Here is a 15,072-nt window from a genome sequence, read left to right on the forward strand (position 1 = left end):
CGGCTCAGGGCGCCGTGGCGGCGCGCGCGGCCGCGTAGCGCCGGTTCACCTCATTCCAGTTCACCACGTCCCACCAAGCCGCGATGTAATCGCCACGGACGTTGCGGTACTTCAGGTAGTAGGCGTGTTCCCACACGTCCAGCCCGAGCACCGGCGTGCCGCGCAGCTCGGCCACGTCCATCAGCGGGTTGTCCTGGTTCGGGGTGCTGGTGATGGCCAGCGTGCCGTCGGCCTTGACGATGAGCCACGCCCAGCCCGAGCCGAAACGCGTGGCCGCGGCCTGCGAGAACTGCTGCTTCATCGCGTCCATCGAGCCGAAGCCCTGCGTGATCGCCGCCGCCAGCTCGCCCGAGGGTTCGCCGCCCTGCCCCGCCGGCGCCATCACCGTCCAGAACAGGCTGTGGTTGTAGTGGCCTCCGAGGTTGTTGCGCACGCCGGGCGGCAGGGTCGACACGCGCGCCAGCAGCGGCTCGATGGCGCCTTCCTTCAACTCCGGCACGGTGGCGGCCAGCTGGTTCAGGCCATTCACCTGCGCGCCGTGGTGGCGCTGGTGATGGATCGTCATGGTTTCGGCATCGATCGCCGGCTCCAGCGCGTTCGCGGCGTAGGGCAGCGGCGGCAGCGCGTAGGGGCCCTGCGCCACGGGTGCGGCGGCCGTGGCCGGCGCGGCGGGCGCCTGTGCGGCGACCGGCAGAGCGATGGCGAGACCGAGGGCAAGGGCGATGGGAGCGAGGCGCATGGCGGTTCCAGCGGATTTCGGGACTGCCATGGTGGCCGGCGCGCCGTCGGCGGGGCGTCACGCCGCGCGCCGCATGGGCACCGCCCCGGCCATACTCCGGTTTCTCCCCCCTGCCCGCCCCGCCATGCTCTGGAAACGCGCCCTGTTCTGGGGATTGATGCCCCTCGCCGCACCGCAAGGCCTGCGCCTGAAGCGTACGGCACCACGATTCGCGCCTGCCCCCGGGCCGCGCGAAGGGCGCGTCGGCGACGGCCCGCCGCTGCACCTGCTGGCGATCGGTGATTCGGTGATCGACGGCGTGGGCTGCCCCAGCCTTGAGTACGCCCTCACCGGCCACTTCAGCCGCGAGCTGGCCCAAGTGTTCGAACGCGAGGTGCGCTGGCGTGCACTCGGCCGCACCGGCGCCTGCGTGCGCGAGTTGGGCGAAACGCTGCTTCCCGAGGTACCCGCGGGACCGTGGGACCTCGTGCTGGTCTCGGTGGGCGTGAACGATGTGTCCGGGCTTACGCGCAGCGAAGCTTTCGAACAACGCCTCGTCGACCTCGTGGAGGGCCTGCAGTCGCGTGCGCCGCACGCCACCGTGCTGCTCTGCGGCTTGCCGCGCATGCAGCATTTCCCGCTGCTGCCCCAGCCGCTGCGCTACGCGGCCGGACTTCGCGCGCAAACCCTGGATGCGCTCGCTGCCGGGGTGGCGGCGCGACAACCGGGCGTGCTGCACGAGCCCACCACCTACGTGCCGCGCGCCGACGAGTTCGCCCCCGACGGCTACCACGCCAATGCCGCGACGCAAGGCGCCTGGGCTGCGGTGCTGGCGCGACGCCTTGCGGCACGCTGGCAACCGGCGCCCTTGACGGCGATGGCAGACTAGCGGCCTCGGCCCTGCTGCCTTCGCTGCCCATCCCATGACCCTCGCCCACCATTTCACCCAGCCCGCCTCGGTGCCCGACGGCACCACGCTCACGATCACCCGTCCGGACGACTGGCACCTGCACCTGCGCGACGGCGAGGCGTTGAAGGCGGTGCTGCCGGACACCGCCGCGCAGTTCGGCCGCGCCATCGTGATGCCGAACCTGAAGCCGCCAGTGACGACGACGGCGCTGGCCGCGGCCTACCGCCAGCGCATCCTCGCCGCGCGCCCCGCAGGCTCGGATTTCGACCCACTGATGACGCTCTACCTCACCGACAAAACGCCGGGCGAGGAGATCCGCCGTGCAAAGGACAGCGGCTTCGTGCATGCGGTGAAGCTCTATCCGGCCGGTGCGACGACCAACTCGGATTCCGGCGTCACCGATCTCAAGCACACGTACAAGGCGCTCGAGGCGATGCAGGAGGTGGGCATGGTGCTCGCCATCCACGGCGAAGTGACCGACCGCGACATCGACGTGTTCGACCGCGAGAAGGTCTTCATCGACGAGAAACTGATCCCGCTGCGACGCGATTTCCCCGGCCTGCGCGTGGTGTTCGAGCACATCACCACCAAGGACGCCGCCGATTACGTCGCGGGCGCCGAGGGCGACATCGCCGCCACCATCACCGCGCACCACCTGCTCTACAACCGCAATGCCATCTTCACCGGCGGCATCCGCCCGCACTACTACTGCCTGCCGGTGCTGAAGCGCGAGGTGCATCGCCAAGCGCTCGTCGCCGCGGCCAGTTCCGGCAGCGCGCGCTTCTTCCTCGGCACCGATTCCGCGCCGCATGCCAAAGGGGACAAGGAATCCGACTGCGGCTGCGCCGGCTGCTACACCGCGCTGCACGCCATGGAGCTGTACGCGAGTGCGTTCGAGGCCGCCGGTGCGCTGGATCGGCTCGAAGGCTTCGCCAGCCACTTCGGCCCGGATTTCTACCGCCTGCCGCGGCACGCCTCGCGCGTCCAGCTGCGCAAGGAAGCCAACGTGATTCCGTCGGCCCTGCCCTACGGCACGCAGACGCTCGTGCCCCTGGCCGCCGGTGAAACCATGGCGTGGCGCTTCCTCGGCCCCGCCTGAGCCCTCCCCCACCCCGGACCCTCCGATGCCCGCAGACGCCTCCAACAACAGCGCCATCCCTCTCCGACAGTTGCGCCTGCGTCCCAAGACCCTGCTGCAGACCTGGCGCATCGGCGACGCCGGCATCGCCCAGGAGTGGCAGTTCTGCGCAGCCATCGAGGGCAAGGGGCTGATGCTCGCGCCGATGCCCGGGCAGAAGATGGCGCCGGTCGCCACCGGGGCGCGCTACGGCGTCCAGGGGTTCACTGGCCAGTACGACTTCCAGTTCGAAACGCAGGCCGTCGGAACGTTCGACGCCCCCTTCGTCTACGCCCTGCTGGCGTGGCCGGAGGCCGTGCAGGCGCGCCTGGTTCGCCAGGCCCTGCGGGTGCGCACCCTGCTGCCGGCCCAGCTCGCGCCCGTCAGCGCGAAAGGCGAAACGCAGGCGGCCTCGGTGCTCGACCTCAGCGCTTCGGGAGCGCTGGTGGAAACCCTGCATCCCATGGGCGACGTGGGCGACACGCTGCGCATCAGCTTCGTCGTCGATGCCGACGGCGAGAAGACGCAGATCACCACCGAGGCGGTGATCTGCCATCGCCGCGCCATGGAGGCACCCAGCCGCGAGCGCTTGGGGCTGAGCTTCCGCGCGCTGCCGAAGACGGAGCGACTCGTGCTCTCGATCTACCTCAGGGACATCGCCGACACGCTCGACGCGGCCTGAGGTTCGCGGCTCAGCGGCCCACCGTGCGTGCCATGTCGGGCAGCGCCAGTTCGACATCGGCGTCGAAGCGGCGGCGCAGTTCGCGCGCCAGGGCCTCGCGGGCGTCGTCTTCGCCATGCACCAGCAAGGTGTCCGGGCGGCCACCGACGCTGCCGTACCAGTCCAACAGCCCGGCCTGGTCGGCGTGCGCCGAAAGCCCGCCCACCGTGTGCCGCTTCGCCCGCACGGGCACCTCGCTGCCCAGCACGCGCACGTAGGCCGCGCCGTCCACGAGGCGTCGGCCCAAGGTGCCCTGCGCCTGGTAACCAACGAACACGACGTGGTTGCGCTCGAACGGCAGGCGATGGCGCAGGTGGTGGCGCACGCGGCCGCCGTTGGCCATGCCCGAGCCGGCGATGATGATGGCCCCGCTGTCGATGCGATTGATGGCCATCGACTCCTCCGTGCTGTCGGTGAGGTGCAGGTTCTTCAGCCGCAGCGGATGGGGCGTCGTCGCGAAGACGCGCGCCGCTTCCTCGTCGAAGAGCTCCGCGTGCCGTTCGTAGACAGCGAGCACCTTGGTGGCCATCGGGCTATCGAGGAAGATCTGCCAGCGGCCGAGGCCCCATTCTTCGAAGTGCTGCGCGAAGGCGTAGAGCAGCTCCTGCGTGCGACCGACGGCGAAGGCCGGGATGATGACGTTGCCGCGGTCGCGCCACGCCTCGTGGAAGATCTCGCCGAGTTCGGTCACGGTGGCTGCGCGCTCGCGGTGCAGGCGGCCGCCGTAGGTGGCCTCCAGCAGAAGCAGGTCGGCGTGCGGCACCGGCGCGGCGTCGCGCAGGATCGGCGTGCCGTTGGGCCCGAGGTCGCCAGAGAACACGAGAGTCCGGCGCGTGCCATCCGCGGCGGTCTCGACCAGCTCGACGCTGGCCGAGCCGAGGATGTGGCCGGCATCGCGCAGCGTCAGAACGAGGCCGGGGAACAGCGCAGTCGGCGCGTCGTAGTCGATCGCGCGCACGTGCTTGAGCGTCCTCGTGACGTCGTCGAGCGTGTACAGCGGCTCGAGCTCCTCCTCGTCATCGCGACCGCCGCGGCCCTCGTGCAATCGGCGACGCGCGCGCTCGGCATCGGCCTGCGCGAGCTTCGCCGAATCCTCCAGCATCACCTTCAGCAGGTCGGCGGTGGCGCGCTGGGTCCAGATCGGCCCGCGGAAGCCGCGCTTCACCAGCAGCGGCAGTCGGCCGCAGTGGTCGATGTGCGCATGGCTCAGCACCACCGCATCGATGGCCTCGGAATCGAAGCCGAAATCCTCGCGGTTGCGCGCCTCGTCGGCGCGGCTGCCCTGGATCAGGCCGCAATCCAGCAGCAGGCGATGGCCGGCCGCTTCGACCTCATGGCAGGAGCCCGTCACTTCGCCTGCAGCACCGTGGAAGATCACCCGCATGCGCTTTCTCCTTTCGATGCCCCGAGCGTAGCCGGAAACGACGAAGGCGGCCTTGCGGCCGCCCCCGGTGCGAGGCCCCGGGCATGCCCCGAAGGGCACGCCGGGCGCTTGCGGCTCAGCGCGCCTTGGCGGCGTCCTCGAGCTCCTTGACGAACTGCGGCGCCGGGTAGGCGTGCTCCATCGTCCACATCATGTATCGCGAATCGACGGCGATCATGCGCGTCATCTTCGGGTCGAACACCCAGTTCGAGCTCACCGATTCCCAGTTGCCGTCGAAGGCGAGGCCGACGAGGCGGCCACGCGCATCCATCACCGGGGAACCGGAGTTGCCGCCGGTGATGTCGAGGTCGGAGAGGAAGTTCACCGGCACGGTGCCCAACGCGGCATCGGCGCGGTTGCCGTGGCGGCGCTCGCGGATGGCGTCGAGCTGCACCAGTGGCGCGTCGAAGGGCTCGGTGCCGGTCGCCTTGGCCGCGAGGCCCTCGAGCGTGGTGAACGGCGTGTAGGCCACGCCGTCGCGCGGGGTGTAGCCGGTCACGTTGCCGAAGGTGATGCGCAGGCTGAGGTTGGCGTCCGGGTAGACATGGCCGCCCTTCGACTTGCGATAGGCCTGCACGGCGGCGAGGAAGGCCGGGCGATGCAGCAGGCTGTCACCACCGCGCGACTTCGCCTCGTTTTCCATGGCGAGCATCGTCGGGTGCAGGGCGACGGCCAGCTTCAGCATCGGGTCGGCGCTGGCCTCCAACGCGGCCTTGTCGGCCGTCAGCAGGGCGAGGCGCGCATCGGTGCCTTCGAGCTGGGTGCCCGAGTAGAGCTTGTCGAGGCCGGCCTTGATCGCCGCCTCGCTGCCGTCACCGACGATGGCATCAAGAACCTGTACGCGCTGCGCGGCCGGCAGCTTGGCGTAGTGGCCCAGCCAGTAAGCCATCAGCTGCATCTCCATGCTGCGGGCGTAGCGACGCTCCAGCTGGCGCTGGCCGCCTTCGATGCCCGGCAGGTCGCGCTGCTGGAAGCCCGGCGCGCGTTCGAGGTCCGGCTTCGCCTTCTCGAGCGCGAGGCGGTAGAGCTGGCGCACGCTGCCCAGCAGGCCGGCGTTGGCCACCTGGCCCAGCACGAGATCGCGCTCGCGCGTCTCGCGGGCCTTGGCGGCGAGGGCTTCAAGCGCGGCGTGCGCGTCGAGGGTCGCCTTCGCATCGAGGCCCTCCGCACCGGCGGCGCCGGCACGCAGCCAGTCGAGCACGGCCTGCTCCTCGGCCTGCTTGGTGGCCAGCGCGTCGATGCGCTGGAAGCCTTCCAGCTGGCCGTCCCAGTTCTTCATCGCGTTCTGCCAGCCGCGGATCGTGGCGGCGTACTTCACCTCCACGTCCTTGTCGGCCTTGCCCGCCGCCTCGACGAGGGCGACGACGTTCTTCAGGTGCTGGCCCACCACCGGGTACTGCCAGCCAGCGACGTTCTGGAACTCGTCGAACAGGGCGTAGCGGTTGGTCTGGCCGGGATAGCCCGCCACCATCACGAAATCACCGGCCTGGAGCGGCTGGTCGGCCAGCTTCAGCCAGTGCTTCGGCTGGTAGGGCACGTTGTCCTTCGAGAACGCGGCCGGCTTGCCGTCCGGGCCCACGTAGGCGCGATAGAAGGTGAAGTCGCCGGTGTGGCGCGGCCACATCCAGTTGTCGATCTCGCCGCCGTAGTTGCCGATCGAGGACGGCGGCGCGTAGGCGAGGCGCACGTCCTTGATCTCCATCTGGCGGAACAAGCGGAAGGTCTGGCCGCCGAAGAACGAGTACAGCGTGCAGCGGAAGCCGGCTTCGCTTTCGCAGGCGGCGATCAGCGCCTTCTGCTTGGCCTCCAGCGCGTTCTGGCGCGCGAGGCCATCCGCGGCGCCGGCGATCGCGGCGCGCATGTCGGCGGTGACGTCGGTGATCTGGTCCATCACGAACACGCGCGCGTTCGGGCCGGCCGAGACCTCGTCGGCCGGCGTCGCGGCGTTGAAGCCCGTCGCCATCAGGTTCTTCTCGGGCGTCGAGTTCAGCTGGATGGCGCCGTAGGCGCAGTGATGATTGGTGGCGACGAGGCCGTTCGGCGAGACGAAGCTCGCGGTGCAGCCGCCCAGTGCGACGACGGCGCCCATCGGGTCGCCAGTCAGGTTGGCGAGCTGCTCGGGCGAGAGCTCGAGGCCGGCGTCCTTCAGCGGCCCGGCAATCTCGGGCAGCTGCTGCGGCACCCACATGCCCTCACGGGCGGTGGCGGCGGAAGCGATGAGCGTGGCCGCGACGGCGGCGGCAAGCGGAAGTCGACGCATGAGGGGTTCCCCGGTTCGGACAATTAGGCGCAGCGGAATGCTTGCGAACGAAACTTCCCGAGTCTAGCCCGCCCCCTCCCCCCTCCCCCCTGCCGGAAGTCGGGGGTGCGATTTCACGCGGCGTGGCCGTCGGCGACTTCCGCCGCTGCGCCAAGGTCTCTACTGTGTCCGCTCGACAGAACGGAGCAAGGCGATGGGAATCGGCGGCCAAAGCGTCCTTGCAAGCCTGCTGGTCGCAACGGCCCTCCTGCCACAGGCACGGGCCCAGACCGCGCCCAGCCCCAGCGATGCCCTCCGTGCCGCGCTGCCCACGATCTGCGCGGGTGCGGTTCGCGACCTCGCCCTGCGCTGCGCGGCGCTGGGTGCCGTCGGGTCGGGCGGCTTCGAGAGCGCGGCCCAAGCGCAGCGACTCGGAGAACTGCCCGGGCATGCGCGCGTGGCCGACACGCAACGCGGTAGCTCGGAGGCTTCGGCGCCGCGCGACGCCGATGCAGCGCAGCCCTGGAGCGCTTGGGCCAGCGTGATCGATGGCGGCCTCGACCGGCGCGAGGGCCGGATCGAAGCCGGTTTCGAGGCCGGACGGACCGGCCTGCTGCTGGGCGCGGGCTGGCAGCCGTTGCCGACGCTCAGCCTCGACGGCGGCTGGCAGTCCCTGCGCGAAACGCTGGACTACACCGCCTCGGACGGCCGACTCGACGCCCGGGTCGATGGCCCGCTGCTGGTCGCGGCGTGGATGCCTTCGACGACCTGGCGCCTCGAGGCGCAGGCGGACTGGAGCGAGGGCCGCCTCGAAAGCCGGCGCCGCGTGCGCTACGCCCTGCCCGGCGGGGAATCCATCGACAGCGAAGCCCGCGCACGCACGGACACCCGTCGGCGCGGCGCGGCGCTGTCCGTCCGCCGGAACGACAGCTTCGGCGCGATCTCGATCGACAGCGGGCTCGGCATCGACGATTCGCGCGTCCGCATCGCGCCTTACGCGGAATCGGGCGGCGCCGGATGGGCGCTGGCAGTGCCGGGGCGCGAGCGCCGCACCCGTCGGGTCCAACTCGATGCCATGGTGTCCGGCGCGATGTCGCGCCCCTCCGGCGTCTGGGTGCCGAGCGCGCGCGTCACCGCCATCCGCGAGCTCGACGACCCCTCGCGCACCCTGGGCGTGCGCTTCCTCGACGATGCGCGCGGCACGCCGGTCCGGTTCGCCACCGAAGAACCCGATGACCAGTGGATCGACGTCGCCCTCGGGCTGACCTGGGTCCGCACCGGCGGCCGCTCGTTCTTCGTCGAAACCCGCCATCGGCTCGGCCACCGCTTCCTGCGCGAGCGCCAGCTCGCCGTCGGCTTCCGCATCGAGCGCTGAGTCCGTCGATGGAGAGCAGCGAGATCCTGGTTTTCCTCAACATCACGCAGGCGGTCATCGCCTTCGCGATGGCGGCGGTGGCGGCGCAGATGGGCGGCAACCGGCTGCGGATGTCGCGCCGCATCCTCGCCACCAGCTTCGCGGCGCTGGGCACCTTCCACGCCCTGTCCATGCTTTCCTTCTGGCTGGCGGGCCAAGGGCCGCAGTGGGTCCTGACGCGCACGCTGGTGAGCGCGGCCTCGCAGTCCGCATCGATCATCCATCTCGTGTTCCTCGGCATCGCGCTGTACCTCACCGTGTTCCGGCAGGGGCTGCGCCGCGGGACCTTCCGCCTGAGCATCGCGGCAGCGGTCGTCGTCGGCGTCGCGCTCGCCTGGCCCGGGGCCTTCGACGCGGCCGGTGCGGAACTGCGCACCACGCTGCGCGTCGGTGTCCGCTCACTGATCACGACCCTGGCCTACGCCGCCCTCGTGGTGCTGATGGCGCGACACCGGCCCGACAGCGGCCGCACGCTCGGGCAATGGCTGGTGGTGGGGTCGCTGTCGATCCTCGCCGCCAGCAACGGCGTGAACACCGTGACCACCCTCGTGCGCGACTGGCAGGCCTGGGGCGCGGAGGTGACGGTGTGGCTGCAGCTGTTCTGCCTCGTCGGCGTGATGGCCCTCGCCATCGCGATGCTGGTGTGGGTGCAGGAGCGCACCCAGGCGATGGCCGAAGCCAAGACGCTCACCGCCGAACGCATGGCGCACTTCGACGAGGACACGGGCCTGCCGAACCGGCACGGCTTCCTCCGGCGCATCGACCAGGGGGCCGCGGGCGGCGCTCCCCTCACACTGATGACCGTGCACCTGCAGCGCTACCCGATGCTGGAACGCACGCTCGGCTCTGCCTGGGCGCGCGAGGCGCTGCAGCGCGTCGGCGAGGCCCTGGTCGCGGGGCGAAGCTACCACTTCCTCGCGATCGGCCGCATCGACAGCGACCGCCTCGCGATCGCCATCACCGCTGACGGTTCGCTGGCCGACGCCGAAGTGCTGGCCCGCCGCCGCGAGGTCGAATCCGTCGCCCAAGGCCTCGGCCATCCGGTCGGCGTGAGCTTCGGCTACGCCGTCCGCCAGCAGCGCGAGAGCGTCGAGAGCCTGCTGGCCTGCGCCTGCCTTGCGCAGGAGAAGGCCGAAGCCGCCGGCATGCACATGCTGCGCTTCGAGCCCGAGCAGGCGCGCTCCGACGCCGACGAGGTCGAGATCGTCGGCGCGCTCTACCGCGCCATCGGCGAAGACCAGCTCTTCCTCGAGTACCAGGGCATCTTCGACGTGGCCACGGGCCATCTCGACGGCGTGGAAGCCCTGCTGCGCTGGAAGCACCCGGTGCAGGGCGTTCTGCCGCCCGGCCGTTTCCTGCCGGCTGCCGAGCGCGGCGGGCTGATGGGCGACATCGACCGCTGGGTGCTCGACCGCGTCTGCCGCCACCTGCGCGAGCGCCAGGAGGCCGGGCTGCCGGAGGTGCCCGTGGCGCTGAACCTGTCCGCGGCCTCCGTGCTCGATTCCGGCCTGCCCGCGGCCGTCGAGGCGCAGTTGCGGCGCAACCGGCTGCCGCCCGCCCTGCTGGAACTGGAGATCACTGAATCGGCCGCGATGCACGACCTCGCCCGCGCCCGCGACATCGTCGATGCGCTGCGCGCCCTCGGCGTGCGCATCGCCCTCGACGACCTCGGCACCGGCTATTCCTCGCTGTCGCACCTCCGCGAGCTGCGCGCCGACCGGCTGAAGATCGACCGCAGCTTCATCGGCAGCGGCGACCGGTTCGGCAACTCCATCGCCGCGGCCATCGGCGTGCTCGGCCGCTCGCTCGGCTTGGACGTGGTGGCGGAGGGCGTGGAGACGCCGGAACAATTCGCCTTTTGCCAGGCCCAGGGCTTCGCCAAGGTGCAGGGCTGGTTGTTCCATCGCCCGGCGGTCCGCTGGCCCGACGGCCAGCAGATCGCCCCGCCGGGCCCGGACGCTCACCGCGAGGGCGGAGACGCGCCGGTATAATCGGCGCCCTTCGGGCCGAGGGCCCCGGGAGCACGCGATGGGCATGATGATGAAGGCGCTCGTGAAGCGCCACGCTGAGAAAGGCATCTGGATGGAGGAGGTGCCGGTCCCGCAGATCGGCCCCAACGAGGTGCTGATCAAGCTCGAGAAGACCGCCATCTGCGGCACCGACCTGCACATCTACAAGTGGGACGAGTGGAGCCAGCGCACCATCACGCCGGGCCTCGTCATCGGCCATGAATTCGTCGGCCGCATCGTTGAACTCGGGAACGGCGTCACCGGCTACAAGGTCGGCGACCGCGTCTCGGCCGAGGGCCACATCGTCTGCGGCGTCTGCCGTAACTGCCGCGCCGGCAAGCAGCACCTGTGCCCGCACACGGTCGGCATCGGCGTGAACCGCGCCGGTGCGTTCGCCGAGTACATCGCGATGCCGGCATCGAATCTTTGGCCGATCCCCGACCAGATCCCGAGCGAGCTGGCCGCGTTCTTCGACCCCTACGGCAACGCCGCGCACTGCGCGCTGGAGTTCGACGTCATCGGCGAGGACGTGCTGATCACCGGCGCCGGCCCCATCGGCATCATCGCCGCCGGCATCTGCAAGCACATCGGCGCGCGCAACGTCGTGGTCACCGACGTCAACGACTATCGCCTGAAGCTGGCCGCCGACATGGGCGCCACCCGCGTGGTGAATGTCGCGAACCAGAACCTCAAGGACGTCATGAAGGACCTCCACATGGAGGGCTTCGACGTGGGCCTCGAGATGTCGGGCAACCCGCGCGCCTTCAACGACATGCTCGATTGCATGTACCACGGCGGCAAGATCGCACTGCTCGGCATCCTTCCGAAGGGCACCGGCGTGGATTGGGACAGGATCATCTTCAAGGGGCTCACGGTGCAGGGCATCTATGGCCGGCGCATGTACGAGACCTGGTACAAGATGACGCAGATGGTGCTCACCGGCTTCCCGCTGCAGAAGGTGCTGACGCACCAGATCCACATCGACGATTTCCAGCGCGGCTTCGACCTGATGGATGCCGGCATCTGCGGCAAGGTCGTCTGCAGCTGGAACTGACCCGCGGCATCCCCCTCCCCACGAGGCCACGCCCATGTGCTCCGCCTCCAGCGTCCGCATCGCCGTCGACCCCGACCTCGACGGCGAGAAGGCCCTCGCCATCCGCGAGATGCTTCGCGACTACAACGCGCGCTTCATCGGCCGCCCGGACTGGCTGCCGATGGTGATCACCGCGCTGGACGCCGAGGACGATCTCGTCGGCGGGCTGGCCGGCCAGTACGGGCTGGGATGGCTGCACGTCGACATGCTGGCCGTCTTGCCGGAGCGCCGGCGCACCGGCATCGGCATGCAGCTGCTCGACCAGGCCGAACACTGGGCGCGGCAGCGCGGGGCGCTCGGCGTGTACCTCGAGACCATCGAGTTCCAGGCGCTGGGCTTCTACGAGCGGCTCGGTTATCGGCAGTTCGGCCAGCAGGCGGACAATCCGCCCGGTTACACCCGCTACTACCTCGAAAAACGCTTCGACTGAATGCCTTCGCTTCTCCGTGAACCCCGCGCCTGGCTGGCAGCGGGCCTGCTGTTCGTCCATGCCGGTGCCCACGCGTCCCCCGGGGATTGCGGCCCGGATGCCGTCCCCGCCTCGGCCCTGGCCTCGCCCACCCTGCTCGGTGCCGAGGATTTCAGCGCCTCGCCCTGCGCGACCATCGTCGGCGGCATGGCGCAGTTCGTGCTGCAGCCCCACGGGCCCGGCCTGGAGGACATCGAGCCCGCGGAGCTCCGCGTCGAAAGCCTCGATCTGCTCGAGATCCGCGCCGTCGAGATGGAGGTCGTGCGCCGCCTGCGCGCGCAGGGCGCGGCCGGCACCGCGGGCCGCGCGGCGGCCTCTTCGCTGGTGCAGACCGGCTCGGCGCTGGCCGGCGTGGTCACCCGCCCGGTGGAGAGCGTCATCGGCCTGCCGGCCGGCATGCTGCGCGTGTTCGGTCGGCGTGCGTCGCGCTATGGCCGGCAAGCCTCCGACTTGGGCGAGCGCGCGGTCGAGGCGGTCTCCGACGAAGCCCTGTTCGACGCCAGCCTGCGCCCGCGCGACGCGGAGCCGCTGCCGCCGGAGCCGGAACCCTGGTGGCAGAAGGGCGGCGGGGTCGCGCTGAAGCTCGGCAAACGCTGGCTGGGCTACAACGCGGCGCGACGCGAACTCGGCCGCGAGCTGGGCATCGACCCCTACTCCACGAACCCGTGGCTCGGCGCCGAGATGGACCGGCTCGCCTGGTCGGCCCTCGTCGGTCGGCGCGGCGTGGGTTTCGGCCTCGGACAGGTCGGCGGTGCCGCCGGCACGGTGTTGGGCGAAAGCGGTCGCATCCACCGCATGGTGTGGGAAAAACCGCCGGAAGAGGTCGAAGCCTGGAACGTGGCGCGCCTCGCGCCCCTGGCCTGCCATACCGACGTGCAGGACGCCTTCTTCGACAATTCGCGCTACAGCCCGACGCTGCAGACACAGGCGGTGGATGCGCTGCTGGAGCTGGCGCCGCAAGGAGGTTGCGAGTTCTTCCTGGGCCTGGCTGCGAGCGTGCAGCGCGAGGCCGAGGCCCGCTTCGTCGTCGATGCGCTGCAGCTGATGGTGGCGGCACGGCCGCGCTTCCCGACGCGTTTCGAGATCTTCGGCGAAGCCCTCGTGCTGCGCGATGGCGAGGAGCGGTTGTGGCTGGCCCTGCCCGTCGACCTGCTTCAGTGGACGCCGGAAACAGCCGACTTCTTCGCCGACCCGGCACTGGCGAGGGTGGCCGACAAGCGCTTGCTGCTCTCGCGGGACGCCAGCCCGCGCGCGCGCGCCGCGCTGCTGGCGGAGGGTTGGGCGGTGGTGGAGCAGTCGATCGGGCCTGCGCGCGAATTCAGCGTGCGGCAGCCGAGCTTCGACGCGGGGTATTGAGCCGGGGGCGCGATGCCGAACCGTCGGCATCGCGCGGAGCCTCCCTCCGAGGCCTCAGCCGACGTCGGCTTCGGGGACGTCCGCCGGATCGTCGTTGCTGCTGCGCACCAAGCGGTAACCGTGCTGGTAGATGCCCTCGAGGCGCCATTCGCTGTCGCCCTGCAGGCCGAGGCGCTTGCGCAGACGGCTCACATAGGTGTCGATGCTGCGCGTGGCCACGTTCGGGCCGACGCGCCACACCTGCGAAAGCAGGGTTTCGCGCGAAACCACCTTGCCACGACGCTGGAACAGGAACACCAGCAGGTCGAATTCGCGGTCGGTGAGCTCGATCTGCTCGCCGTGCAGGGTGAGGCGGCGGCGGTCGAGATCAAAGCCGAAGGGCTCGACGTCTTCGATGATGTTGGCGTTGCTGAGCGGCGCGGCGCGGCGCATGGCCGACTTGATCCGCGCCACCAGCTCGGCGGCGCGCGCCGGCTTCACGATGTAGTCGTCGGCGCCGGCCTGCAGGCCGGTGACGATGTCGGATTCCTGATCGTTGCCGGTCAGGAAGATCACCGGCAGCGTCGCATTGGTCTGGCGGAGTTCGCGCAGCAGGTCGAGGCCCGAAACCCCGGGCAGGTTCCAGTCGAGCAGCAGGAGGTCGATCGATTCCGGCCCCATGCGGCGGCGGAAATCGAGCTCGGTGCCGTAGTGAAGGCAATCCATGCCCGAGTTCTCGATCATCGTGGAGATGATCTTGGCCTGGGTGGGATCGTCTTCGACGAGTCCGATTTGCAGAGTGCGCGACATGGTCCCCTGGGTGACCGGATCGGGAAGTCCGGTTCCGCAACATGTTTTACAAGTGTGAATTGTGTCAAGCGCCGGAGGACAACGGAAGACATCCCGGCCCGGGTCCATAATGCCGCCCCCGCCCCGTGTACCCCGATCGCCATGGCCCCGAACACCCCCGTCACCCCCGCCCTCACCCGCTATGCCGCCGAGCTGGCCGAGATCCGCGCCGCCGGCCTGTTCAAGGCGGAACGGGTCATCACCAGCCCCCAGTCGGCCGAGATTGCGCTGGAAGACGGCCGCAAGGTGCTGAACTTTTGTGCGAACAACTACCTGGGCCTGGCCGACCACCCGGACGTGATCGCCTCGGCCAAGGCGGCCCTCGACACCCACGGCTTCGGCATGGCCTCGGTGCGATTCATCTGCGGTACCCAGGATCTTCACAAGCAGCTGGAGGCAAAGATCGCCGAGTTCTTCGGCACCGAGGACACCATCCTCTATGCCGCCTGCTTCGACGCCAACGGCGGCCTGTTCGAGCCGCTGCTGGGCGAACAGGACGCGATCATCTCCGACAGCCTGAACCATGCCTCGATCATCGACGGCGTGCGCCTGTGCAAGGCCAAGCGCTACCGCTACGCCAACTGCGACATGGCCGACCTCGAGGCGCAGCTGAAGCAGGCCCGCGCCGACGGCGTGCGCGACATCCTGATCACCACCGACGGCGTGTTCTCGATGGACGGCTTCATCGCGCCGCTGGATGAGATCACCGCGCTGGCCGCGAAGTCCGGCGCGATGGTCCACAGCGACGAATGCCACGCCACCGGCTTCCTCGGCG

General features: G+C 70.2%; 13 protein-coding genes. 9 read left to right on the top strand and 4 right to left on the bottom strand.

Annotated elements, in window-relative coordinates; translation table 11 throughout:
- Nucleotides 1-4 precede the first annotated feature (4 nt).
- Nucleotides 5-739 carry a superoxide dismutase gene (locus tag ACIQ6S_RS12550; protein ID WP_397608657.1) on the bottom strand — a complete coding sequence of 245 codons (735 nt, stop codon included), beginning with the start codon at nt 737-739 and terminating at the stop codon, nt 5-7.
- A gap of 124 nt (nt 740-863) precedes the next feature.
- Between ACIQ6S_RS12550 and ACIQ6S_RS12555 the strand changes: the two genes are divergently transcribed.
- Genes ACIQ6S_RS12555 through ACIQ6S_RS12565 form a run of 3 tightly spaced genes read left to right on the top strand, consistent with a single transcriptional unit; the run spans nt 864 to nt 3,427 of the window.
- Nucleotides 864-1,607 carry an SGNH/GDSL hydrolase family protein gene (locus tag ACIQ6S_RS12555; RefSeq protein ID WP_397608658.1) on the top strand — a complete coding sequence of 248 codons (744 nt, stop codon included), beginning with the start codon at nt 864-866 and terminating at the stop codon, nt 1,605-1,607.
- Between the two features lie 34 nt (nt 1,608-1,641).
- Entirely contained in the window at nt 1,642-2,727 is a 1,086-nt protein-coding gene (pyrC, locus tag ACIQ6S_RS12560) for a dihydroorotase (RefSeq protein WP_397608659.1), read from the top strand.
- A 25-nt stretch (nt 2,728-2,752) separates the two neighbouring features.
- Nucleotides 2,753-3,427 (top strand): PilZ domain-containing protein, encoded by a 675-nt coding sequence (locus ACIQ6S_RS12565; RefSeq protein ID WP_397608660.1) that lies wholly within the window; start codon nt 2,753-2,755, stop codon nt 3,425-3,427.
- Between the two features lie 10 nt (nt 3,428-3,437).
- On the opposite strand, the gene ACIQ6S_RS12570 is transcribed toward ACIQ6S_RS12565, so the two are convergent.
- Nucleotides 3,438-4,850: an MBL fold metallo-hydrolase RNA specificity domain-containing protein gene (locus ACIQ6S_RS12570; protein ID WP_397608661.1), complete on the bottom strand. Its 1,413-nt coding sequence runs from the start codon at nt 4,848-4,850 to the stop codon at nt 3,438-3,440.
- Nucleotides 4,851-4,965: 115 nt separating this feature from the next.
- On the bottom strand, nt 4,966-7,149 hold the full coding sequence (locus tag ACIQ6S_RS12575; RefSeq protein WP_397608662.1) for a S46 family peptidase: 2,184 nt from the start codon (nt 7,147-7,149) through the stop codon (nt 4,966-4,968).
- Nucleotides 7,150-7,342: 193 nt separating this feature from the next.
- On the opposite strand from ACIQ6S_RS12575, the gene ACIQ6S_RS12580 reads away from it, so the two are divergent.
- Genes ACIQ6S_RS12580 through ACIQ6S_RS12600 form a run of 5 tightly spaced genes read left to right on the top strand, consistent with a single transcriptional unit; the run spans nt 7,343 to nt 13,469 of the window.
- On the top strand, nt 7,343-8,503 hold the full coding sequence (locus ACIQ6S_RS12580; protein WP_397608663.1) for an autotransporter domain-containing protein: 1,161 nt from the start codon (nt 7,343-7,345) through the stop codon (nt 8,501-8,503).
- 8 nt (nt 8,504-8,511) lie between these two features.
- Nucleotides 8,512-10,533: a putative bifunctional diguanylate cyclase/phosphodiesterase gene (locus tag ACIQ6S_RS12585; protein ID WP_397608664.1), complete on the top strand. Its 2,022-nt coding sequence runs from the start codon at nt 8,512-8,514 to the stop codon at nt 10,531-10,533.
- A 49-nt stretch (nt 10,534-10,582) separates the two neighbouring features.
- Nucleotides 10,583-11,605: an L-threonine 3-dehydrogenase gene (gene tdh, locus ACIQ6S_RS12590; RefSeq protein WP_397608668.1), complete on the top strand. Its 1,023-nt coding sequence runs from the start codon at nt 10,583-10,585 to the stop codon at nt 11,603-11,605.
- A 34-nt stretch (nt 11,606-11,639) separates the two neighbouring features.
- A complete protein-coding gene (locus ACIQ6S_RS12595; RefSeq protein WP_298338515.1) occupies nt 11,640-12,074 on the top strand; it encodes an N-acetyltransferase in 435 nt (144 codons plus the stop codon).
- Nucleotides 12,075-13,469, top strand: a complete 1,395-nt coding sequence (locus tag ACIQ6S_RS12600) for a hypothetical protein (RefSeq protein WP_397608665.1) — start codon at nt 12,075-12,077, stop codon at nt 13,467-13,469.
- Between the two features lie 54 nt (nt 13,470-13,523).
- Here ACIQ6S_RS12600 and ACIQ6S_RS12605 read toward each other — a convergent pair whose 3' ends face one another.
- A complete protein-coding gene (locus tag ACIQ6S_RS12605) occupies nt 13,524-14,258 on the bottom strand; it encodes a response regulator transcription factor (protein ID WP_397572788.1) in 735 nt (244 codons plus the stop codon).
- Between the two features lie 141 nt (nt 14,259-14,399).
- Between ACIQ6S_RS12605 and ACIQ6S_RS12610 the strand changes: the two genes are divergently transcribed.
- Nucleotides 14,400-15,072, top strand: a 673-nt coding sequence (locus ACIQ6S_RS12610) for an aminotransferase class I/II-fold pyridoxal phosphate-dependent enzyme (protein WP_397608666.1), incomplete at its 3' end; no start/stop codon positions are given.

Origin of the sequence: Silanimonas sp., assembly GCF_044377035.1 — a bacterium.
GTDB lineage: Bacteria > Pseudomonadota > Gammaproteobacteria > Xanthomonadales > Xanthomonadaceae > Silanimonas.